The sequence below is a fragment of the Chloroflexota bacterium genome (assembly GCA_014360805.1).
Classification (GTDB): domain Bacteria; phylum Chloroflexota; class Anaerolineae; order DTLA01; family DTLA01; genus DTLA01.
The window spans coordinates 1-22,602 of the sequence record JACIWU010000022.1 but is presented as its reverse complement, the minus strand read 5'-3'; the positions used below and the strand labels follow the sequence as shown (position 1 = coordinate 22,602).

18 protein-coding genes are annotated in these 22,602 nt (G+C 65.1%); 15 read left to right on the top strand and 3 right to left on the bottom strand.

The genetic code is table 11. From position 1 onward, the window contains the following. The first annotated feature begins 554 nt into the window (after positions 1 to 554). Positions 555 to 2,450, top strand: a complete 1,896-nt coding sequence (locus H5T65_05575; GenBank protein ID MBC7258697.1) for an immune inhibitor A — start codon at positions 555 to 557, stop codon at positions 2,448 to 2,450. A 276-nt stretch (positions 2,451 to 2,726) separates the two neighbouring features. Here the strand turns inward: H5T65_05575 and H5T65_05570 are convergent, their stop codons facing one another. Then, positions 2,727 to 3,401, bottom strand: a complete 675-nt coding sequence (locus tag H5T65_05570) for a hypothetical protein (GenBank protein MBC7258696.1) — start codon at positions 3,399 to 3,401, stop codon at positions 2,727 to 2,729. Between the two features lie 212 nt (positions 3,402 to 3,613). Here H5T65_05570 and glpX point away from each other — a divergent pair, with 212 nt between their 5' ends. From glpX to H5T65_05505, 13 genes are all read left to right on the top strand, one after another. Further along, positions 3,614 to 4,600, top strand: a complete 987-nt coding sequence (gene glpX, locus H5T65_05565) for a class II fructose-bisphosphatase (protein ID MBC7258695.1) — start codon at positions 3,614 to 3,616, stop codon at positions 4,598 to 4,600. A 339-nt stretch (positions 4,601 to 4,939) separates the two neighbouring features. Further along, positions 4,940 to 6,193 carry a transcription termination factor Rho gene (rho, locus tag H5T65_05560; GenBank protein ID MBC7258694.1) on the top strand — a complete coding sequence of 418 codons (1,254 nt, stop codon included), beginning with the start codon at positions 4,940 to 4,942 and terminating at the stop codon, positions 6,191 to 6,193. Between the two features lie 23 nt (positions 6,194 to 6,216). After that, positions 6,217 to 7,302 carry a M23 family metallopeptidase gene (locus H5T65_05555; GenBank protein MBC7258693.1) on the top strand — a complete coding sequence of 362 codons (1,086 nt, stop codon included), beginning with the start codon at positions 6,217 to 6,219 and terminating at the stop codon, positions 7,300 to 7,302. Between the two features lie 197 nt (positions 7,303 to 7,499). After that, positions 7,500 to 7,871, top strand: coding sequence for a response regulator (locus H5T65_05550; GenBank protein MBC7258692.1), 372 nt, complete (start codon positions 7,500 to 7,502; stop codon positions 7,869 to 7,871). 33 nt (positions 7,872 to 7,904) lie between these two features. Next, positions 7,905 to 8,285, top strand: coding sequence for a response regulator (locus H5T65_05545; GenBank protein MBC7258691.1), 381 nt, complete (start codon positions 7,905 to 7,907; stop codon positions 8,283 to 8,285). 49 nt (positions 8,286 to 8,334) lie between these two features. Next, positions 8,335 to 8,808: an ACT domain-containing protein gene (locus H5T65_05540; GenBank protein ID MBC7258690.1), complete on the top strand. Its 474-nt coding sequence runs from the start codon at positions 8,335 to 8,337 to the stop codon at positions 8,806 to 8,808. A 107-nt stretch (positions 8,809 to 8,915) separates the two neighbouring features. Then, complete coding sequence (gene fdnG, locus H5T65_05535; protein ID MBC7258689.1) at positions 8,916 to 11,954, top strand: formate dehydrogenase-N subunit alpha; 3,039 nt, start codon at positions 8,916 to 8,918, stop codon at positions 11,952 to 11,954. 2 nt (positions 11,955 to 11,956) lie between these two features. Continuing rightward, entirely contained in the window at positions 11,957 to 12,748 is a 792-nt protein-coding gene (locus tag H5T65_05530) for a 4Fe-4S dicluster domain-containing protein (protein ID MBC7258688.1), read from the top strand. Then, positions 12,745 to 13,476, top strand: coding sequence for a cytochrome b/b6 domain-containing protein (locus H5T65_05525; protein ID MBC7258687.1), 732 nt, complete (start codon positions 12,745 to 12,747; stop codon positions 13,474 to 13,476). Before H5T65_05530 ends, H5T65_05525 begins: the two co-directional genes overlap by 4 nt. Before the next feature lie 2 nt (positions 13,477 to 13,478). Further along, complete coding sequence (locus H5T65_05520) at positions 13,479 to 14,297, top strand: formate dehydrogenase accessory protein FdhE (GenBank protein ID MBC7258686.1); 819 nt, start codon at positions 13,479 to 13,481, stop codon at positions 14,295 to 14,297. Between the two features lie 21 nt (positions 14,298 to 14,318). After that, positions 14,319 to 15,239: a protoheme IX farnesyltransferase gene (locus H5T65_05515; GenBank protein ID MBC7258685.1), complete on the top strand. Its 921-nt coding sequence runs from the start codon at positions 14,319 to 14,321 to the stop codon at positions 15,237 to 15,239. Between the two features lie 243 nt (positions 15,240 to 15,482). Then, positions 15,483 to 16,322, top strand: coding sequence for a response regulator (locus H5T65_05510; GenBank protein ID MBC7258684.1), 840 nt, complete (start codon positions 15,483 to 15,485; stop codon positions 16,320 to 16,322). Positions 16,323 to 16,351: 29 nt separating this feature from the next. Then, positions 16,352 to 16,744 carry a response regulator transcription factor gene (locus H5T65_05505; GenBank protein ID MBC7258683.1) on the top strand — a complete coding sequence of 131 codons (393 nt, stop codon included), beginning with the start codon at positions 16,352 to 16,354 and terminating at the stop codon, positions 16,742 to 16,744. Here the strand turns inward: H5T65_05505 and H5T65_05500 are convergent. Beyond that, entirely contained in the window at positions 16,741 to 17,940 is a 1,200-nt protein-coding gene (locus H5T65_05500) for a response regulator (protein MBC7258682.1), read from the bottom strand. The two genes, H5T65_05505 and H5T65_05500, sit on opposite strands and share 4 nt — an antisense overlap. Positions 17,941 to 17,955: 15 nt before the next feature. Beyond that, entirely contained in the window at positions 17,956 to 19,953 is a 1,998-nt protein-coding gene (locus H5T65_05495; protein MBC7258681.1) for a cache domain-containing protein, read from the bottom strand. Positions 19,954 to 20,350: 397 nt separating this feature from the next. Between H5T65_05495 and relA the strand changes: the two genes are divergently transcribed. Continuing rightward, the gene (relA, locus tag H5T65_05490; protein MBC7258680.1) at positions 20,351 to 22,507 is read left to right on the top strand and encodes a GTP diphosphokinase; all 2,157 of its coding nucleotides are present in this window, start codon (positions 20,351 to 20,353) and stop codon (positions 22,505 to 22,507) included. The last annotated feature ends 95 nt before the right edge of the window (positions 22,508 to 22,602 follow it).

The following is a 22,602-nucleotide window of genomic DNA, read 5'->3' as shown; positions in this document are numbered from 1 at the left end:
GCCCCAGGAGGTCGCGGCTAGGAGTTGCCTAGGGTGCGGGCCCGACGCCGCACCCCAGCGCGTGACGGCCAACTGCTGGGCGCCAACTGGCACCCAGGGCCATCGCTCATGTGCGGCGACGAACCACCTTGTACACTTTCGTTCTCCTTACCCGAGTGGTCCGAATGGCCTACCCAAGTCTGTGAAGATTATAGCAGACTTCCCGAAAAAATGCAAGCCCCCGCGGCGGCAGACACGCTCCAAAGTTTGTTGGCCGCGCCATGGGCCAGGTGCGACGCACTTCCGAAAGTGCGCCGCACCTTGGTCGCCAACACAAGCCGGAACCGAACCTTGGGGTCTGTATTCCATTCGCGTGGATCCGCGTTATTCGCGGTTACAACGCCGTCGGCTATGGGAGGCCGCTCTGCATGTCTACATTATTTATTCTATTCGCGTGGATTCGCGTTATTCGTGGTTACAATGCCGGCGTCTATGGAAAGCCGCCCTACGTGTGTTGGCATGGTGCCACCGGCCACTGCGAGCGGGGCTTCCATCCGCTTGCCCCAAACGCCCCCATGGGCTATAGTATGCAGCGGCCCGATGCGCGAGGGCCGACAGACCTGACCCTGGGAGTGCAGCCGTTGACCCGACCCTTCCGCGTGTTTCTGGCGATCGCGATCCTCGCCGCCGTGTGCGCGGCGTGCCGGAATCCTGCGCCCACGCCCACCGCCGCGCCCGCGCTCGCCACGGAGCAAGTCCTGGCCCGCGCCCAGCCGCCTGCCCGCGACCCCGTGCAGGTGGCGCGTCGGCTGGGCAGGGCCGTCCCCGACGCCACGCCCCCGCCGCAGGATTACCACGTCGGCGACCGCGCCGCGTTCTGGGTCAGCGACACGCTGCTGAACGCCTACCGCCAGGCCACCGCGACGCTCCAGTCCGCGACGCCTGACCTGTACATGTGGGTGGAGGACGGCTTCGCTATCCCCACGGAGGGTCTGGAAGCGTCGGCCTGCCGCTTCGGCGAAACGACGTTTCCAACCCTGCGCGCGATCTTCGGCGACGAGACGACCACAGGCGCGGACGGGAACCGGCCCCTGCACGTGTTCAACGGTCTGGTGCCCAACACAGGCGCGTACTTCTTCAGCCAGGACGAGTACCCCCGCGCCGTTGCGCCGCGGAGCAACGAGAAAGACGTCATCTTCGTGAACCTGCAGGCCGCCATCCCTGGCACCGAGGGGTACGACGCGCTCCTGGCCCACGAGTTCCAGCACGTGCTCCACTGGCGCAGCGACCCCGACGAGGAGACGTGGGTCAACGAGGGCCTGTCGCAACTGGCCACCCGGCTGGCCGGACTGCCGGTGGACAGTTACGCGGCCTATTTGAGCGCGAGCGACATCCCGCTGGCGTACTGGCCGCCGCGCACCGCCAACGCCGGCCCTCACTACGGCGGCACCTACCTGCTCATGGAGTATCTGCTCCACCGCTACGGCGAGGGCCTCATCCGCGACCTGGCCCGCGAGCCGGCCAACGGCCTGGACGGACTGGAGCGGGCGCTGGGACGCCGAGGGGCCGACTTCGCTTCGCTGTTCCGCGACTGGACCGTCGCCAACCTGCGCGGCGACTACGGGCCGTCTCCGCTGCCGAGGCCATCCGCCCGGGCTATCGCGGCGTTACCGGCGGTCATCGCCGATGCCGTGTCTCCGTTCGGCGTGGACTACATCTCCGTGTCGCCCGCCGGGACCGTGCGCGTGGAATTCGCCGGCCAGGCGAGCGTGGGCCTGTCGCCCCTTCCCGCATCGGACGGGGATCGCCTCTGGTGGTCCAACCGCGGCGACAACAAGGACACGACCCTCACGCGCGCGATAGACCTGACCGGCGTAACCGCGGCGACCTTGCGCGTTTCCATGGCGTACGCGCTGGAGGAGAACTGGGATTTCGCGCTCGCGCTGGTTTCCACCGACGGCGGGGCCACGTGGCAGCCGCTAGCCGGCGCGCACACCCGGCCCATAGCGCCCGAAACCGGCCTCGTCGGGCCGGGGTACACGGGCAACTCGGGTGGAGGCGCGGCCCCCGTGTGGGTGGACGAAACCTACTCGCTGACGCCCTTCGCGGGGCGCAAGGTGCTGCTGCGCTTTGAGTGCCTTACCGACGATGCCATCAACCTGGACGGCCTGTGGCTGCGCGCCCTGGAGATACCCGAAATCCACTGGCGCGACGAGGGCGAGACCGACAACGGATGGGAAGCGCGCGGGTTCGCGCGGGTGGAGAACCGCATCGCCGCGCGGTATCAGGTTACGGCGGTGCTCCACGGCGACCCGCCGCGGGTTGTGCCGATAGATGTGGCGTCGGACGGGACGGCGCAGGCAACCCTGGACGCCGCCGGCGGGCTTACGCTCATCGTGGCGTCGCTCACGCCGTACACATCCCAGGCTGCGGCCTACACGCTGCGTGTGGAACAGCAGGCGTCAGAATAGAGGTGTAGGGCCGCTGGGCGGGTATGGAAACCCGCCCTACGACTGGCGGGTGGAACAGTAGGGCGGCTATCCCTAGCCGCCGCCTGCGCCTCGGGCAGGTGTGGGAACCTGCCCTGCATAGTGGCGGGTATGGAAACCCGCCCTACGAATGGCGGGTGGAACAGTAGGGCGGCTATCCCTAGCCGCCGCCTGCGCCTCGGGCGTGTATGGAAACCTGCTCTGCGTATTGGCGGGTATGGAAACCCGCCCTACGACTGGCGGGTGGAATAGCAGAGGTCAGAATAGGGACAAGAGCAGTTGCCACGCGGAGCGCGCCAGTTCTTGGTACAGGCTGCCGCCCGCGCCGCGGAGGAACTGGAAGGGCGCGTTGGGCGAGCCGATGAACGGGCGCGCGAGCCAGGATACCTGCCCGCCCACCAGCGCGTACACCGCTGCCCACACCCAGAACAGCGTGTCCCGTGCGCGCGATGGGGCCTTGCCCATCCTATCCAGCCCCTGCTTGGCGAACAGGATGCCCAGCGTGGCGCACAGCCCCAGCGCCGCCGCGCAGGCGACCTTGTACAGCCCGTAGTGCCCGACCGAAATCCACAGCGCCAGCAGCGCCGGCGCGAACGCCAGTGCCAGCACCGACACGATGACCAGCATCCCGCTCATCAACAGGAGCGTCTGGTACACGGTCAGCGTGACGCCGGAGTAGAGCGCGAAGAAATGGAAGAGGGGCAGTGTGGCCAGGGTTACCACCGCCACAAGCAGGGGCAATTTGATTGCCGAGGCCAGCATGTAGTATACTCCGCCAGGCACACCCATGACCGCGCCGAAGATGGCCAAGGCCGCGGCCCACGCTACGGCAGCCCACAAACTGTGGCGCACGGGGTTCACGCCTTTTTGCACATCCGAGTAGAAGGCCTTGCGGTCGCGGAAGACCTGCTCCAGGAGCCGATACACATCCATGCGTCTCCTCCGGTGCGGGTTGGGCGCTGCGTGGGGATTGTAGCATCGGCCCGCCGTGGACGTCAACCGGCGGGTGGGCGCTGCGCAGTCGGCGGGCGGCATTCGGCCGCGCTGCCTCGTTCCCGTGGGCTTTTCTCCGCGTTGTCGGCTTTAGCGGGGCGAGCACCGGGTTGGGCCCGACAACGTGTTCATATTCTGTTGAGGAGGAACCCATGAACACCGTACCCGATCGCAACATCGCCATGGAACTCGTCCGCGTAACCGAGGCGGCTGCCCTGGCGTCGGCCCGATGGATGGGGCGCGGCAACAAGGAGGCCTCGGATCAGGCCGCCGTGGACGCCATGCGCCTGGTCCTGAACACCATCCAGATGGATGGCGTCATCGTCATCGGCGAAGGGGAGAAGGACGAGGCCCCCATGCTGTACAACGGCGAGCGGCTGGGCACCGGCGAGCCGCCCCAGGTGGACATCGCCGTGGACCCCATTGACGGGACGCGGCTGCTGTCGCTGGGCAGGCCCGGGTCGCTGTCGGTGGTGGCGCTGTCGGAGCGCGGGACGATGTACGCGCCCGGCAAGATCGTGTACATGGACAAGATCGCCGTGGGCCCGGAGGCGAAGGGCGCCATTGACATCAACGCGCCCGTGGCCGACAACCTGCGCGCCATCGCCAAGGCCAAAGGCAAGGACGTGGACGACCTGACGGTCGTGGTGCTGGACCGCCCGCGCCACGAGAAACTCATCGCCGAGATTCGGGCGTGCGGCGCGCGCATCAAGTTGATCACCGACGGCGACATTTCGGGCGGCCTCATGGCGGCCACCGAGGGCACCGGCATGGATGTGCTCATGGGCGTGGGGGGCTCGCCCGAAGCGGTCATCACCGCCTGCGCCCTCAAGTGCATCGGCGGCGACATGCAGTGCAGACTCTGGCCGCGCAACGACGAGGAGCGCCGCTGGGCCGTAGAAAACGGCCGCGACCCCGACAAGGTGCTCACCATAGACGACCTGGTGGCGGGCAACAACATCTTCTTCGCAGCCACCGGCATCACCGACGGCGAACTGCTCAAGGGGGTGCGCTACTTCGGCCATGGGGCCAAGACCTACTCCCTGTCCATGCGCTCCAAGTCGGGCACGGCGCGGTATATTGAGGCCACCCACCGCTGGGACAAACTGATGCAGATTAGCCAAATCCGATTTGACTAATCACAAGAAATGTGATATACTATACCTAGTCAAGGCTCCGGCAGGTCCTCGTCGTTTTGGTGCGCGGCGTATCCGTTGGTCCCCATAGGTTCCACCTCCCGAGGCCGGCAGAACCTTGTGGGGACAAGGTTTCGGCGAGTCGCATGTGGGACTGCCAGATATGGAGAGAGATAATCGCGCGATTCAGGTGCCCTCTCGCAGATCCTCTCAATGTCCCTTCCATACGGTCATGAGCACCTGCAACGCAAATCCAAACAGAAGTGTATTATGGAAGAACGAATGACAGAAGAAAACGAGCAAATCGCACAAACCCCAACGCCACCGCCAGCCCGGAACGTGATGAACATCGCGGAACTGGAAGAGAAAACGCTGGGCGAATTGCAGGACATGGCCAGGGCCATGGGCATTTCGGGCTACAGCCGCCTGAAGAAGACGGACCTGGTGTTCCGCCTGCTGCGCGCCAACGCCGAGAAGCAGGGGCTCATCTTCGGTGGCGGCGTGCTGGAAATCGTGCAGGATGGCATCGGCTTCCTGCGGTCGGACCACCTGCTGCCTGGCCCCGAAGATGTGTATGTGTCCCAGTCGCAGATACGCCGATTTGGCCTGCGCACGGGCGACTTCGTCATCGGCCAGGTGCGCCCGCCCAAGGACACCGAGAAGTACTACGGCCTCCTGCGCGTGGAGGCGGTCAACGGCCTGGACCCCGAGACGGCCAAGCGCCGCCCGGACTTTGAGCGGCTGACCCCCATCTTCCCGAACCGCGCCTTCAACCTGGAGACCACGCCCGACATCCTGGCCACGCGTCTCATCAACCTTCTGGCGCCCATTGGCCGAGGACAGCGCGGGCTTATCGTCTCGCCGCCCAAGGCCGGCAAGACCACCATCCTCAAGCAGATTGCCAACGCTATCAGCGCCAACCACCGCGAGGTGCACCTGATGGTGTGCCTCATCGGCGAGCGCCCCGAGGAAGTTACCGACATGGACCGTTCGGTGGAAGCCGAGGTCGTGAGTTCCACCTTTGACGACCCGGTGGAAGAGCACACCAAGGTGGCCGAGATGGCCCTGGCGCGGGCCAAGCGCCTGGTGGAAAGCAAGCGCGATGTGGTGATCCTGCTGGACAGCATCACGCGCCTGTCGCGGGCCTACAACCTGGTCGTCCCGCCCAGCGGCCGCACCCTGTCGGGTGGGCTGGACCCCAGCGCCCTGTACCCGCCCAAGCACTTCTTCGGCGCGGCGCGCAACATAGAAGAAGGCGGCAGCCTGACCATCATCGCCACATGCCTGGTGGACACCGGCAGCCGCATGGACGACGTCATCTACGAGGAATTCAAGGGCACGGGCAACATGGAATTGCACCTCAACCGCAAACTGGCCGAACGCCGCATCTTCCCCGCCTTCGACATAGAGCGTTCGGGCACGCGGCGCGAGGAGTTGCTCCTTGACCGCGAGACGCTCCAAAAGGTATGGACGCTGCGGCGCATGATCTCCGCCATCGGCGGCGGCGAGGAAGCCATCGTGCCCATCCTGGAGCGGCTCCGGAAGACGAAGAACAACCGCGAGTTCCTGGCGACTCTTACGAAAGACATCCTGTAGCACTGGGCACAACGGAGAGGGAATTGGCGGAAACAACCCAAGAACGCGAGGACGGCGCAAAGGACGCGCCGCAGGCCCTGCGGGGCCTGGCCCTCGCCGGCAAGCGATTGCGCGAGTCGCTTCGCAGCACACACGCGCTCCCGCGTCTGGGTGCGCATGGGATGCTCCTGGCCCTGGCCGTGGTTGCCATCTGGCTGGCGCAGCCGAAGGCGACGCCGGCTCCCGAAGCCGTGGCACTCTCGCAGGCCGAGCCGCGCCCGTACACGGTGCTTGCGGCCCGCGGCGGTATCCGCACGACCGACGACTCCCTGTTCCATCGCGCGCCGGTGCCTCACACCACCATTCCCGAACGCCCGCGCAAGGAAGTCATCACCTACACCGTGCAGTACGGCGACACCCTGTACGGCATCGCCGAGCAGTTTGGCATCAGCGGCAACACCATCATGTGGGCCAACCCCCAACTGGAACTGAACCCCGACCTGCTGCAAATCGGCGAAGAACTCATCATTCTGCCCGTGTCCGGCGTGTACCACAAGGTGGTCAAAGGCGACACGGTGGAGAGCGTCGCCAAGCAGTACAAGGTGGAGCCATCGGCCATCCTGGAATGCGAGTACAACCACCTGGGCGACCCGCCGCAGTTGCAGGTGGGCACGTACCTCATCGTCCCTGGCGGGCGCAAACCCTACGTGCCGCGCGTCGTCCACGTGTACAGCGGCCCGATTCCCGAAGGCGCGTCCAGAGGCACGGGCGCGTTCGTGTGGCCCACCACAGGCGCCATCTCCCAGAGTTACTGGGAACTCCACCGCGCCATAGACATCACGTGGGCCGAGGGCACGCGCATCGTTGCCGCCGATTCCGGCTACGTGGCCCTGGTCGGCTCCAGCAACACCGGCTACGGCAAATACGTGGTCATAGACCACGGCAACGGATTCCAGACGTTGTACGCCCACTTCAGCATCTTCTACGTCAAGCCCGGGCAATCGGTGCGGAAGGGCGAGGTCATCGGCCTGATGGGCTCTACCGGACGATCCACCGGCCCGCACTTGCACTTTGAGATTCGCAAGGACGGCGTGCAGCGCAACCCGCTGAACTACCTGCCCAGGCCGTAGGTTGGCCTGGCATCAGCACCGCGAACGGGGCACGAGTGCCCCGTTTTTGTTTCCCATGTCCCGGACATCTCTTCGTGCGATTTTCGTAAATTTTCGCGAGGGTATTGACATTTTTCGCATCCTGTGCTATAATGTACATAGACGATCGTCTTGACGGGCAGGCCGCGGCCGTTCGCTCATTGCAAGAGGAGGGTGAGATGGCAAAGGTACTGGTGGTGGACGACGACCCGGACTTTGTGGAGATTTCTCGGATGGTGCTGGAATCCAAGGGGCATGTGGTGTCCACGGCGGCCAATGGCGATCAGGCACTGGAGCGTCTGCGTGCCGACAAGCCCGACATCATCCTGCTGGACATCATGATGGCGACGGTGTTGGACGGGCTGGATGTCAGCCGGGTCATCCGCGAGGACCCCAACCTCAAGGACATCCCGATTGTCATGGTTACCTCCATCGCCAACACGCCGCACGCGAAACTTTTCCCCACGGACGAATCCCTGTCCGTAGATGGCTGGATTTCCAAGCCGGTGAACCCGACGGAACTACTGCAGACCGTGGAACGACTCACGTAGAATCCCAACACTCGGAGCCAAAGGAGGCCTCGCATGCCAAAGATCCTGATTGTGGACGACGACCCCGACTTTGTATCCGTAATACGCTCCATCCTCCAGCCAGAAGGGTATGAGATCAGCACGGCGAGCAACGGCGAACAGGCGCTGAAGGTCATGAAGAAAGACAAGCCTGACCTGGTACTCCTGGACATCATGATGTCCTACGTGCTGGACGGCGTGGACGTATCACACAAGATCGCCGAAGACCCACAACTCAAGGGGACGCCGGTGCTCCTGGTAACTTCCCTCACCGTTACGCCCGAGTCGGGAATGTTCCCCACCGATGAGGACATTCCGGTGGACGGGTGGATCACCAAGCCGGTGAACCCGCAGCAACTCAAGGAGCGCATCGCGGCGTTGCTGGCGCGAGGTTGATTCCGCCGCGCGCGCTGCCGTAGCCAATCGGGTGCGGCCAGGAGGCCCTATGGAAAAGACCCGCATCGGCGGCGTCATCCGCAGAACGCATCTGGCCCAGATTGAGGTCTTGTCGGTGCCCGACAGGCCGGGGGTTGCGGCTGCCCTGCTCAAGGCGCTGGGCGACGCGCATATCAACGTCCAGTTCATCGTCCAGTGCATAGACTCCGAGAACCGCGACCACATCGTGCTCTGCGTGGACCGCGACGATATGGCCCGAGCCATGGCGTTGGTCAATCAGGTGAGCCCGCAACTCTGCGCGGGCTGCATCCGCGTGAACGAGGATGTGGCCATCGTGTCCATCTTCGGGCCCGACTTCCGCGAACGTCCGGGCATCGCCGGCCAGATGTTTGACGCCCTGGCCTCGGAAAACATCAACATCCTGGCCATCAGCACGTCCATCTCCACTGTCTCGTGCGTGATCCAGAATGCCGATCTGCAAAAGGCCGATCAGGCGCTGCTGCGAACTTTTGAACTCCCCTGACCGGAAGGGCATCATCAAGTTCTGTTCATGGAGGTGAAGCGGAATACAACAAGGAGCGTGTTCGGGCAGTCCATCGTAGGAACTCAGAATGGAGGTGAAGGAACCGCATGGAAATCAGCCGACGCGATTTCATGAAGGTGTCGGGCTTGACGGCGGGGGGGCTGCTCCTGCCCACGCGGCTGGCTGCTGCCGAGGAGGTGCGGCGCTTCCCGCTCCACAAGCCCATCGGCGAGGGACACACCGTCTGCCCATACTGTTCCACGGGATGCGGCCTACTCATCGCCACCGACGAAACCGGCCACATCATCAACTCAGAAGGCGATCCCGACCACATTATCAACCGAGGGGCCCTAGACCCCAAGTCCGTGTCGGTGCGCCAGATGTCCATCAGCGACCTGCGCCTGAAGAAGGTGATGTACCGCGCTCCCGGCAGCGACAAGTGGGAGGAAAAGACCTGGGACTGGGCCATCGCCGAGATCGCCAAACGGGTCAAGGCCACGCGCGATGCCACCTTTGAGGAGAAGGACGCCAACGGCGTAACCGTGAACCGCACCCAGGCGATCGCGTGGTTAGGTGGCGCCGCCAACAACAACGAGGACTGCTACCTGGCGCAGAAGTTCGCGCGCGCCCTGGGCCTGGTGTGGATAGAGCACCAGGCGCGGATATGACACTCGGCCACTGTGGCCGGTCTGGCCACAACGTATGGCCGTGGTGCCATGACCAATCACTGGATTGACCTGAAGAACTCCGATTGCGTCTTCGTCATCGGAGCCAACCCGGCCGAGAACCATCCGGCCTCCATGTACTGGATCAACGCCGCCATAGACAAGGGCGCGAAACTCGTCGTCGTGGACCCGCGCTTCACACGCACGGCATCCAAGGCCCACATCTATGCCCCCATCCGAAGCGGCACCGACATCGCCTTCCTCGGCGGCATGATCAACCACATTCTGCAGAACGAACTATACCACAAAGAGTACGTGGTCAACTACACCAATGCCGCCACGCTCGTCTCGCCAGACTTCAAAGGCCCGGCGGATCTGGACGGCCTGTTCTCGGGTTACGACCCGACCAAGCGCGCCTACGACCGCACCACGTGGGCCTACCAGCGGGACGCCGACGGCAACATCAAGCGCGACGAGACGCTGCAGGACCCGAACTGCGTCTTCCAACTCCTGAAGAAGCACTACGCCCGCTACACGCCCGACCTGGTCTCCCAAATCACCGGCTGCCCCAAGGATCTGTTCCTGAAGGTAGCCGAGACCTTCGCGGCGACCGGCCAGCCCGGCAAGGCAGGCACCATCCTGTACGCCATGGGGCAAACGCAGCACACCGTCGGGTCGCAGAACGTGCGGGCTATGGCCATGCTGCAACTGCTCCTGGGCAACATCGGCGTGCCCGGCGGCGGCGTCAACGCGCTGCGCGGCGAGTCCAACGTGCAAGGCTCCACCGACATGGGCGTGCTGTACCACATCCTCCCCGGCTACATCGGAACGCCGTCGGCCGCCGCCCACAAGGACCTGGCGGAGTACATCCAAAAGGAGACCCCCAAGACCGGTTACTGGGCCAACAAGCCCAAGTTCCTTATCAGTCTGCTCAAAGCCTGGTGGGGAGATGCCGCCACCAAGGACAACGACTTCTACTTTGATTACCTGCCCAAGCGGGCGGGCGACCACTCGTGGATCTCGCTGTTCCAGGCCCTGCACGCGGGCAAGATCAAGGGAATGTTCCTGATGGGACAGAACCCCGCGGTGTCGGGCCCCAACAACCGCATGGAGCGCAAGAGCCTGGGCAACCTGGACTGGATGGTGGTCATGGAGTTGTTTGAGACCGAGACCGCCGGCTTCTGGCACGCGCCTGGGGTCAACCCCAAGGACATCAAGACCGAGGTCTTCCTCCTGCCCGCCGCCGACGCCCTGGAAAAGGCCGGCAGCATCGTTACCAGCGGGCGGCTCATCCAGTGGCGGCCCGCCGTGGCCCGTGCACCGGGCGAGGCTAAGAGCGACATCTGGATTCTGGACCGTCTGGTGAAGGCCATCAAGCAGGCCTACGCCGGCAGCACCGCCGCCAAGGACAGGGGCCTCCTGGACCTAGTCTGGGACTACGGCGACCCGCCCGACCCGGAACGTGTCGCCATGGAGATCAACGGATACTGGGCCGCCGACGTGGTGGACGACAAGGGCAACATCGTGGGCAAGAAGGGCGACCTGTTCACCACCTTCGGCGTGCTCCGCGACGACGGGACTACCGCTTCGGGGTGCTGGATTTACGCCGGCTACTTCGCCACGATGGACGATGGCGAGGGGCGGCGCCTGCCCGCCTGCAAGCGCCGTGGCACCAAAGACCCGGGCGGCCTGGGCACCTACCCGTACTGGGGTTGGGTCTGGCCGGTCAACCGCCACATCATCTACAACCGCTGCTCGGCAGACCCCAACGGCAAGCCCTGGAGCCAGGAGAAGGCGCTCATCTGGTGGGACGAGGCCCAGAAGAAGTGGGTCGGCTACGACGTGCCCGACTTCGCCCCAACCAAAGCGCCCACCGCTCCCGGCGGCAAGGATCCCTTCATCATGCTCGCCGATGGCAAGGGTGCGCTGTTCGGCCCGCTGGCCGACGGCCCCTTCCCCGAGCACTACGAGCCGTTGGAAAGCCCCGTCAAGAACCTGCTGTCGGGCACTCAGAACAATCCGGCCATCAAAGTGTGGACCACGGACCAGGACAAGGAAATCGGCGACCACGTGGGAACGCCCGACAAGTTCCCCATCGTCGCTACCACGTACCGATTGGTAGAGCACTGGCAGGCGGGGGCCATGTCCCGCACGCTCCCCTGGCTGGCCGAGGCCCAGCCTGAACTGTTCGTGGAAATGAGCAAAGACCTGGCCAGCCGCAAGGGCATCCAGAACGGCGAAAAGGTCATCGTAAGCAGCGCCCGCGGGCAGGTTACCGCCGTGGCCATCGTTACCGATCGCGTGCAGCCGCTGGTGGTGGACGGGAAGAAGGTGGACCTGGTGGGCTTGCCCTGGCACTTCGGCTGGGCAGGCATCGCCACCGGCGACGTCGTCAACGACCTCACGCCTCACATCGGCGACGCCAACACCATGATCCCCGAATACAAGGCCTTCCTTGTGGACATCAGAAAGGCGGTGTAGCCATGGAAAAGGTAGCGATGCTCTACGACTCATCCAAATGCATGGCCTGTAGGGGTTGTCAGGTGGCCTGCAAGCAGTGGAACGACTTGCCGGGCACCAAGACGACCAACCGCGGCTCCTACGAGAACCCGCCCGACCTGTCGCCCTACACCTGGACGCGCATCCGCTTCATTGAAAAGTACGAGGGCGGACAGATGAGGTGGCTTTTCCTGGCGCAGGGCTGCATGCACTGCACCGACGCCGCCTGTGTCAAGGTCTGCCCCACCGGCGCGCTCAAACATCATCCCATGGGCCTGGTTACGCTGGAGCAGGATCTGTGCAACGGCTGCGGCTACTGCACCCAGTTCTGCCCCTTCCACATCCCGCGCCTGCTGACCGATGTCCTGACGGGCAAGGGCAAGTCGTTCAAGTGCACCTTCTGCATGGACAGGGTTACCAACGGCGAGAAGCCCGCCTGCGTGAAGACGTGCCCCGCGGGGGCCTTCTCGTTCGGCGAACGGAATGAGATGATCGCCAAAGGGCGCGAGCGGGTGCTGTACCTCCAGAAGAACGGCCATCCCAACGCCAACCTGTACGGCGACATGCTGCTGGGCGGCCTGGGGCGCATGTATGTTCTGCTGGACAAGCCCGAGACCTACGGCCTGCCCACAAGCCCGGCGTCGCCGGCGTTGACCCACGTGTGGCAGGATTGGGTGCAGCCGCTGGTTGGCGCATCCTTTGGCGTAACCGCGCTGGCCGCCATCACGGCGTTCTTCATCGCCCGGCGCCACATCCGCATGGAGGAAGTAGAATGAGTGTACGAGTCAAAGGGACAGACACCGCAATCCGCATCCGCTGGATTCCGCGCTACACGGCGCTGGAACGCTACCTGCACTGGGGGCACACCCTGACCTTCATCCTGCTGACGATGACCGGCATGGTGCTGTTCTTCCCGTTCCTGGCGCCGCTGGCTCGGGGCGAGGCGGGGCAGTTCATGCGCCTGGTGCACCGCATCAGCGCCGTGTTCTTCGCAGCCGTGCCGCTCAGTTACGCCATCCTGCAACCGAGGCGCCTGCTGCTTACGCTCAAGGAACTGCGGTTCGGGCGCGATGACATCGGCTGGCTCAAGGGCGCCATCCCTTACTATCTGCTGGGTAGGCACGTGGACATGCCGCCGCAGGGCCGATGGAACACCGGCGAGAAGATGAATGCCGTGATCCTGGTGTCGGGCACCATCATCTTCGTGCTGACCGGCGCGCTCATGTGGTTCGGCAAGGGCGTGCTGCCCGTGGGCGTCTTCCAGGCCGCGGTCATCATCCACGACCTGACCATGTTCGCCACCGTCAGCATGTTCATCATCCACTTCTACCTGGCAGTGGGCCACCCGCTGATGTGGCAGTCGCTGGTGAGCATGCGATACGGCGTAATCTCCGAGTCCTACGCCCGCGAGCACCACGCCAAGTGGTACTACGGCGAGGAACGGGCCAAGAAACTGTACGAGGAAGCCAAGGCGAAAGCGGCCGCCCAGGCCAAGGCAGAGTAGCCATGAGCCCAAACGCGGATCGGCCGTTATCGCCTCACTACTCCATCGCCGAGACGCTGGGCGCCCTGCGGGAGGCCAGGGGCGACAACCCCGGCCTGGCCGCCCTGCTGGCGTTGTACGACGAAATCCTAGCGGCGCAAGCCCTGGCTGAGGGAGAAGGGAAGGGGGGCGCCCTTCCCTTCTCCACACCCGACAACCGCGACCTGGCGAAGGGCGTCCCCTGGTTGCGATGGTCAGACCTGCGGCTGGAGGGCAACCTCTTCGCCGACGAGGTGGCGGGCATGGCCGCGGTGCTCCGCAAATACCGGCAGGAATGGGCCGGCGCGGCAGTGGAGGCCGCGCCCGCGAGCCTGATGGCGCTGGCCCAGGCCGCCGTGGAAGAACGCCGCTCGCTCCTCGCCGACGGCGCGTCGCTGACCGAGGCTGCCGTGGAGATGGCGCTGGAGGGCGAACTGCGCCGACTGGCCGGAGGGGTGGTGCCCCACCTGCCCGTGGACGAGTGGCGACGACCCACATGCCCGTTCTGCGGCAGCGCGCCGGTGCTGGCGCTACTGGAGCCATCGGTGGGCGGGCGCTACCTGTTCTGCCAGCGATGCTTCACCTGCTGGCCCTTCCGCCGCGTCGGATGCACGTTCTGCTCCAACGACGCCAACATGGTGTACTACACCACCGGCCATGCGGCCTACCGCTTGTACGAGTGTCCCGTTTGCCAAAATCGCCTGAAGACGATAGACTTACGGGCGCTGTCCAGGCCCGTCAATCCGGCGGTGGAGCATCTGCTCACGGTGGGGCTGGACCTGGTCGCCATGGGCGTAGCGTAGGCCCCATGGGGGCCTATCCCGATGCCTGAGGAATGGAACGTGCGAGCCGATGATACGATCCCACTGCAACAGGCGCGTCGTGGCACCGACTGGCGCGCCTACATACAGGTCCTCAAGCCGCGCGAGACCTTGCTCCTGGCGTTCGCCGGCCTGGCGACGGCGGTGCTGGCGGCGGGCGGCGCGCCCCCGCTGGGCCGCCTGCTGTGGACTACCCTGGCCGTAACCATGGGGAGCGCGGGCGCCAACGGCCTCACCAACTACCTGGATCGCGACATGGACGCGCGCATGGAACGCACGCGCCATCGCCCCCTGCCCAGCCGCCGCATATGGCCCGCCGAGCGCATGTTGCCCCTGGCCATCGGTCTTGTGCTCGCGGGGCTGGTCATCGCGTGGGCGCTCAACCCCTGGGCCTTCGTCGCGGGCCTGGTCGGAGTCCTGGCGTCCGTCGTCGTCCGCAAGCGTTCCATCACCCACGTGCCGCTGGGCGAATTCGCCAGTTGCGCGCCGTTCCTCATCGGGTGGCTGGGCGTCAACCCTCGTCCAGAGCCGCTCATGTGGGGGCTGTGCGGCCTCATCTTTGTCTGGACGCCCATCCACGTGTGGAGCCTCATGGAGGCGTACCGCCACGACTACCTGCAGGCGGGCGTGCGCATCTTCCCGCTGACCATCACCCCCCGCCAGAACATGGGCATCCTCTTGGGCCTGGCGGTGGCGCTGGGCGTGGAAACCCTGTCCATGCCGCTGTTCAGCGATCTGGGCGCGTTGTACGCGGTGGGGGCGTTGGCGCTCAACGTGGCGCTCATCGGCAGCAGCGTGCGCCTGTTCCGCACGGGGATGACGCAGGCGGCCTGGAAAATGTACAAACTCTCGGCGTATCCATACCTGGGACTCATCCTGACGCTGGCCTGCCTGGACCGTTGGGTGGCATTGCTGTTTTATTGACGCTCGCTTTTTCGTAAGAACATGCGATGTGGTAGCATAGTGCCCGGAGACCTATCGGGAGATCGCGCGTTCGGTTGGCGCTGCTCTCTCGGCGGTCATCGTAGAGCAAATTGCCGGTTTGCCCTACGTCTAGTGCGTTCCCTGTTCCGACAGGCCGAAATGGAGATGTGAGCGTTCTATTGAAGTAGCGGGATTCAATAGTAGGACCCTCACACAACCCCCTTGCCTTGAGGAGGGCTGGGCGTGTATCAGATTGATAACCTGGATCGGGAGATCATTCGGTACCTGCAGGAGGACGGGCGCGCCAGCAACGTGGATGTAGCCCGCGCCCTGGGCGTGGCCGAGGCCACCGTGCGCAAGCGGCTGGAGCGCCTTATAGACGAGGGCATCGTGGCATTCTCCGCGTGCGTGGAGCCCAAGCGCGTGGGGCTGGAAACCCACACCATCCTGCTCATCAAGGCCGAGGTGGGCCAGGTGGAGCGGGTAGGGCGCGCCCTGGCCGCCATGCCCGAGGCGCGCTGCGTCCACTTTCTCACCGGCGAGTACGACATCATGGCTGAGGTGCTGTTGGCGAACACGGCGGCCCTGTCGCGCTTCCTCACCGAGAAAATCAGCCTCATCCCAGGCATCTCGCGGGTGTCCACATCGCACGTGTTGGCGACGTTCAAGGAGCCTCACCAGTGGACCCTGCCGGAAACCGCGCCGCCCCGTATCCTGGTGGTGGACGACGACCCCGACTTCGTGGAGATCGTGCGCCAGGTGCTGAAGAGCGAGCGTATGGATGTGGTCAGCGCCGGCACGGCGGAAGATGCGCTGGCGCGCGCCCGCGCCATGAAGCCCGATCTCATTATCATGGATGTGATGATGAGGGGCGTCCTGGACGGCGTGGACGCCACGCGAGATCTGCGCCAGGAGCCGGAGTTCGCCGACGTTCCCATCCTGATGATCACGTCTATCCCCACGTCGGAACACGCGGCTCTGTTCCCGACCGGAGAAGATTTGCCCATAGACCAACTGCTGGCCAAGCCGGTCAACCCGCAGCGACTCGTGGACGAGGTGCGCCGCCTGCTCAAACGACGGTAGCGCCCCAGGCGCAGAATGGAGCATCCCCAATGGCGAGGATACTCATCGCGGACGATGACGACGACTTCGTAGAGCAGATGCGCCTCGCGCTGCAGGGCGCAGGGCACGAGGTGTGCGCGTGCCACAACGGAAAAGAGGCCGTGGCCCTGCTCGCTGCCTTCCCCGCAGACTTCCTCATCCTGGACATGCGTATGTCGTACACGCTGGACGGGATGGACGTTCTGCGCCAAATCTGCATGGGCGCGGCGCGCAGGCAGCCCGCGGTCATCGTGGTGTCGGCGCTGGACGGGGCGATGGCCGAGATTCAGGAGCGCGTTGCCGCGCTGGGCGCCGTGGCGTGGCTCAGGAAGCCGGTGGCGCCGGCGGACATCCTGGCGCAGGTGCAGGCACACCCGCCGAACGGCGCAATCGGGAGCCGCTAACCCTGCGCTTCGCCTTCCGATTTGCGGGCCGCATTCGGTGTTGCCACGGGCTGCGGCTCGGCATGCAGGGGCAGCCTGAAGGTGAAGCGCGACCCTTTGCCCGCCTCCGACTCCACGGAAATGTTCCCGCCGTAGGTCTCCACGATGCGCTTCACGATGGGCAGACCGAGACCCGTGCCGCCGGAGACCATCTCCTTGGCGGTGCGGGTTCGGTAGAACTCGTCAAAGACTCGCGGCAGGTCCTCGGCCGCAATGCCGATGCCCGTATCCTCCACCACGCCTTCCACCGCGTCGTCGCGCACGGCCAGCGACACCGACACGCTGCCGCCTTCGGGCGTGTAGCGAATGGCGTTGCTGATGAGGTTTGTCCACAGTTGGCGGATATGATCGCGGGTGGCGAGGACGGTGGGATTGGCCTCGGCACGAACGGAGAAGGCGATGCGCTTCTTGGCGGCCTCCACCTGAAGCAAATCGGCCACCTGTTTGAGCACGTCGCCCACGGGGACGGGCACGCGCTTCTCTTCGGGCGCGGCATCCTTCACGCGCGCCAGGGCCAGTAGATCCTCAATCAGCGCCAGCAACTCCGACGCGCGCTGGTCGGACCGTTCCAGCATCTCCCGTTGCTTGTCGGGGTCGGCGTATCCGTCCAGGATGAGCCGCAGGTAGCCCTGGATGGCCGCGACGGGCGCGCGCAATTCGTGCGCCACGGTGAGCATGAAGGCGCTCTTCATCTTATCCAGGCGCTCCAGTTCCTCCTTGGCCCGCGCCAGTTCCTGCGCTTCGGCCTCCAGCGCCTGCATGCGCTTGGACTCCAGCACCAGCCGCCGCCGCTCCAGCCCCTGGTGCACCGCCAAGATGAGCGTGTCGGCCGAGAAGGGCTTGGAGATGAAATCGTAGGCGCCCCGCTTCACCGCCTGCACGGCCAGTTCCACCGTGGCGTAGCCGGTGATGATGATGCACACGATGTCGGGGTCGTGGGCGTGGATGGGATCCAGCAGATCTATGCCCGTGATGTCCGGCATCATCACGTCCAGGAGCACCAGGTCGGGGCTCCACTCCTGCACCTTGCGCAGCCCCTCGGCGCCGTTCTCCGCCACCTCCACCGAATACCCCAGGGGCGCGAGCACGCGCCGACACCCCTCGCGGATTCCGAGTTCGTCGTCAATGACCAGGATGCGTGGGTATTTCTCTGTCATGCGGCGGCCTCCTGCTTATGCTGCGGCGCTTTCATCCGCGCCGGTCGGTTGGGCCTGCGCGATGCGCACCGGCAGGATCACCGTGAACCGCGTCCCTTTGCCCACCTGGCTCTGCACGGTGATCTGCCCGCGGTGCATTTTCACAATGCCGTAGGTGATCGCCAAGCCCAGTCCCGTGCCGCGACCGATGGGCTTGGTCGTGAAGAACGGCGTGAACAACTTGGGGATGTTCTCCGGCGGGATGCCGATGCCCGTATCTTCCACGGAGATGTGAACCCGATCTCCCGCTGGGTCCAGCGCCGTTGTGAATGTGAGCGTGCCGCCCTCGGGCATGGCCTCGGCGGCGTTGTTGGCCAGGTTCACCAGCACCTGGCGCAATTGCGTCGGGTCGGCCTGGATGATGGGAAGGTCGGGCGCCAACTTCTGGACGATGACGACGTCCTCGTAGAGGGGCAGGCGCTCCAAATCGCTGGCGAGTTCGCGGACCAGGTCGTTGACGTCGGTCTCCTGGGCCATGACGCGGCTTTGGCGGGCAAAGTTCAGCAGCGCCGTAACGATCTCCTTGCAGCGCGTCGCCTCCCGCGAGATCATCTGCAAGTCGTCCTTGATGGTGGAGTCGGGAGGCACCTCGCGGTTCAGGATGTCGGAGTAGAGCATGATGGTGCCCAGGGGGTTGTTGATCTCGTGGGCCACCCCCGCCGCCAACTGGCCGATGGAGGCCAGGTTCCTGGCGTGCAGGAGTTCGTCCTGGGTGGACTGCAATTCGTCCACCATGCGGTTGAAGGATTCGGACAGTTCGCGGAGTTCGCCGCGCCCCTTCTCGGGCACGCGGACGGACATGTCGCCGCAGGCGACCCGAGCGCTGGCCGTTACCAGTGTGCTGATGGGTTGGGTTATGGAGCGGGCCACCGGCAGCGACAAGAGCACCGCGATGAGAATGCTCACGACGGCGATGAGGACGACGCGGCGGTTGAAGTCGCGCACCAGCGATAGGAACGCCTCCTCTCGCGCGCCCACGTATAGGATGCCCACCACCTGATTGGCATGATTGTGCAAGGGGGAGTAGCGCGTGATGAAGTCCTCCTTCACCACGAACGCGCGGCCGGTGTACTCCTGGCCCTCGTACAAGACGACTTTGGCGACTTCTTCGGACAGGCGCGTGCCGATAGCGCGCTCGCCTGTCTCCGTGAGCACGTTGGTGGACACGCGCCAGTCGCCCAGGAAGAGGGTGGCCGTGTCCACGCCGGCGACCTGCTTGATGCGGTCCACCAGGGTGAAGTCGCGGTTGAACAACTGCATCACGACCACGAAGCCGAGGACCTCGTCGGAAGGCCCGCGTGCGGGCGCCACCGCCATCAGCGCCAGGCCCGCCGTGCCCTCTCGCGGGTCAAACAGTTCTGGAGAGGCTTTCGGTGTCTCTATCAGCGGGATGTGCGCCTGCTCGGCCAGGCCAATGGGTTCCAGATACTCGGCAGGGACGATCTCCGTGCCCGATGTCAGCGCGCCCCGCCGGAGCGCCGCCGCCACGATGGGCAGGCTGCTCCAATCTATGTCGCGGCGGATAGGACGCTGGACCCCATACGCGAAGAGGACGCGCCCGGCCGCCAGATGCCCGTCGGGGCGGAACACGCCGATGAACTGGGTCCCCTCCAACTCATTGCTCACGATGCGGTTTTGGATCATTCGCTCCATGACGCGCAGGGTTTCGTCCTTTGAGAGGTTTTCGGGCGATAGGTATATGGGCAATTCGTTGTCCAGCGCCAGGCTGACGGCGACGGCCGTAACCTGGCGGCGCGCGCTATCGTAGAACGCCCGCGCCAGGTTCATGTCGCGGTCCACGCGGTCGGTAATGGCGTGCGCCAGGTAATCTTGAATCACGCGCGAGATGGCCAGGGAGCCGAAGGCCACGGGAACGAAGGCAACCAGGAAGAAGGCAATGAGAAGGATGCGGTGAAGATACCCGCGGAACAGCCCCCGCAGAGGCCGCAGAACCTGTGCGAGGCCCCCTTTCATGGGCTACCCCCTCCTTTCGGCGAACGGTGCCAGCAGGCTTCTGTTTCGTGCACGGCTCTCGCACGGGAATTATAGCACCGGCGCGCGCCGCCCGCAAGCGCAGCGCGTTGGTGCCCGCCGCGCCGACGGGCGAAGCCGCTCGCAACGGAGGAAAGCCGTATCCACGAATCGCCACGAACCTCAACGGACGGGCGACGAGACCGTGCCCGGCGATTCGGTTCCGTCTTGTGTCGGCGGCCAAGGCGCGACGTATTTTCGGAAGTGTGTTGCCCCTGTGTACCTGGCGCGGCCAACAAACTTTGGAACCGAGACGGTCCGAAGCAATCGGTTTGCGGGGCGCGGTCGGGCGTGCTAAAATAATACACTGCCAAGCAGAATCGCCAGTGGTGGCTTGACCATGACCGTATCGGGTGTTCTCAATCGGATCACAGCCTCGGTCTCGCAAGAGGACCGGGAACTCATAGAGCGCGCCTACGAGGTCGCCGAGCGCGCCCACGCTGGCCAGACGCGCGCTTCGGGCGAGCCGTACATCGTGCATAGCCTGGCCGTGGCGCTGATGCTGGCCGACTTGCACCTGGATCCGACGACCATCGCCGCCGGGCTGCTGCACGACGTGCCCGAGGACACGGCGGTAACCATTGACCAGGTGCGCGAGATGTTCGGCACCGAGGTCGCTAGCCTAGTGGACGGCGTAACCAAACTGGGCCAGATTGACCGCCTGTCCAGCGAAGGCCGCGCCACCATGGAGGAGCAGCGCGCCGAGAGCCTGCGCAAGATGTTCCTCGCCATGGTGCACGACGTGCGCGTGGTGCTCATCAAGTTGGCAGACCGCCTGCACAACATGCGCACCCTGGGCGCGCTGCCCGAGGACAAGCGCCGCCGAATCGCGCAGGAGACCCTGGACATCTTCGCGCCGCTGGCCAACCGCCTGGGCTTCTGGCAACTGAAGTGGGAACTGGAAGACCTGAGTTTCCGCTACCTGGATCCCGAGATGTACCGCGAGATCGCTCAACGCATCGCCGAACGGCGCGGCGACCGCGAACGCCAGATCGCGCAGGTGGCGGCCACCCTGAAGGAGCGCCTGCGCGAGGCCGGCATTGAGGCCGTGGTAGATGGCCGCCCCAAGCACATCTACAGCATCTACCGCAAGATGCAGCGCAAAGGGCTGGACTTTGACCAGATTTACGATGTGCAGGGCGTGCGCGTCATCGTGGACACCGTGTCGGATTGCTACGCCTCGCTGGGGGTGGTACACAGCCTATGGACGCCCATCCCCGGCGAGTTTGACGATTACATCGCCACCCCCAAGGATAACATGTACCAGTCGCTGCACACCGCCGTGGTCGGCCCCGATGGCAAGCCGCTGGAAGTGCAGATTCGCACCCACGAGATGCACCGCACGGCTGAGTACGGCATCGCCGCCCACTGGCGCTACAAAGAGGGCAGCAAACAGCGCGACATCGCCTTTGAGAAGAAGATCGCCTGGCTGCGGTCGCTGATGGAGTGGCGCCAGGAGGTGGCCTCGGCGAGCGAGTTCCTGGACTCCATGAAGACCGACGTGTTCCAGGACCGTGTGTACGTGTTCACACCCAAGGGCGAGGTGATAGACCTGCCGGCCGGCTCCACCCCCATTGACTTCGCGTACCACATTCACTCGGAAATCGGCGACCGATGCCGCGGCGCCAAGGTGAACGGGCGGCTGGTGAGCCTGGACTATCAGTTGCGCACGGGCGACCAGGTGGAGATCATCACGGCCAAGCGCGGAGGCCCCAGCCGCGACTGGCTGAACCCGCACCTGGGGTACGTCAAGACCTCGCGGGCGCAGCAGAAGATCCGCCAGTGGTTCAAGAAGCAGGACCGCGCCGAGAACATCGCCCAGGGCCGCACCATCGTGGAGCGCGAATTGAAACGCCTGGGGCTGGAGGACGTGAACCTGGAGCAACTGGGCCGTGCGCTCCAGTTTGACAAGGTGGACGATTTCTTCGCCGCCGTTGGCTACGGCGACGTGAGCCTGCAGCACCTGACCACCAAGGCGCTGGAGATTGAGCGGGAAGTGGCGGCCGAACTGGCCCTGCCGCCCACCGCCCCGCCGCCCCCGAAGATCTCCACGTCCGAGGTTACCGTTACCGGCGTGGGCAACCTGCTCACCACGCTGGCCAAATGCTGCAACCCGCTTCCGGGCGACGATATCGTGGGCTACATCACGCGCGGGCGGGGGGTTACCATCCATCGGCGTGATTGCCCCAACCTACTGGCCCGCACCGACCGCGAGCGCCTGATCCAGGTGGACTGGGGCGTGGCCAAACGCCAGACGTACCCCGTCAAGATTGAGGTGAGCGCCTACGACCGAGGCGGCCTGCTGCGCGACATCGCCGCGGTCGTGGCCGACGAGAAGGCCAGCATGAGCGCCGTCAACGCCCGCACGGACAAGCGCGACAATACGGCCATCTTCACTGCCACGCTGGAGATAGAGGACATTGACCAGTTGAGCCGCATCCTCACGCGCATCTACCGGCTGCCCAATGTCCTAGAGGTGCGCCGGCAGACGCACTGACGCTCGCGCGGGGGATCACCCCTCACATCCCCCTGCCCCCTTCTCTCCCCGCACGCGGGGCGAGAAGGGGGTGTTCGCCCGCCGTCCCCTCTCCC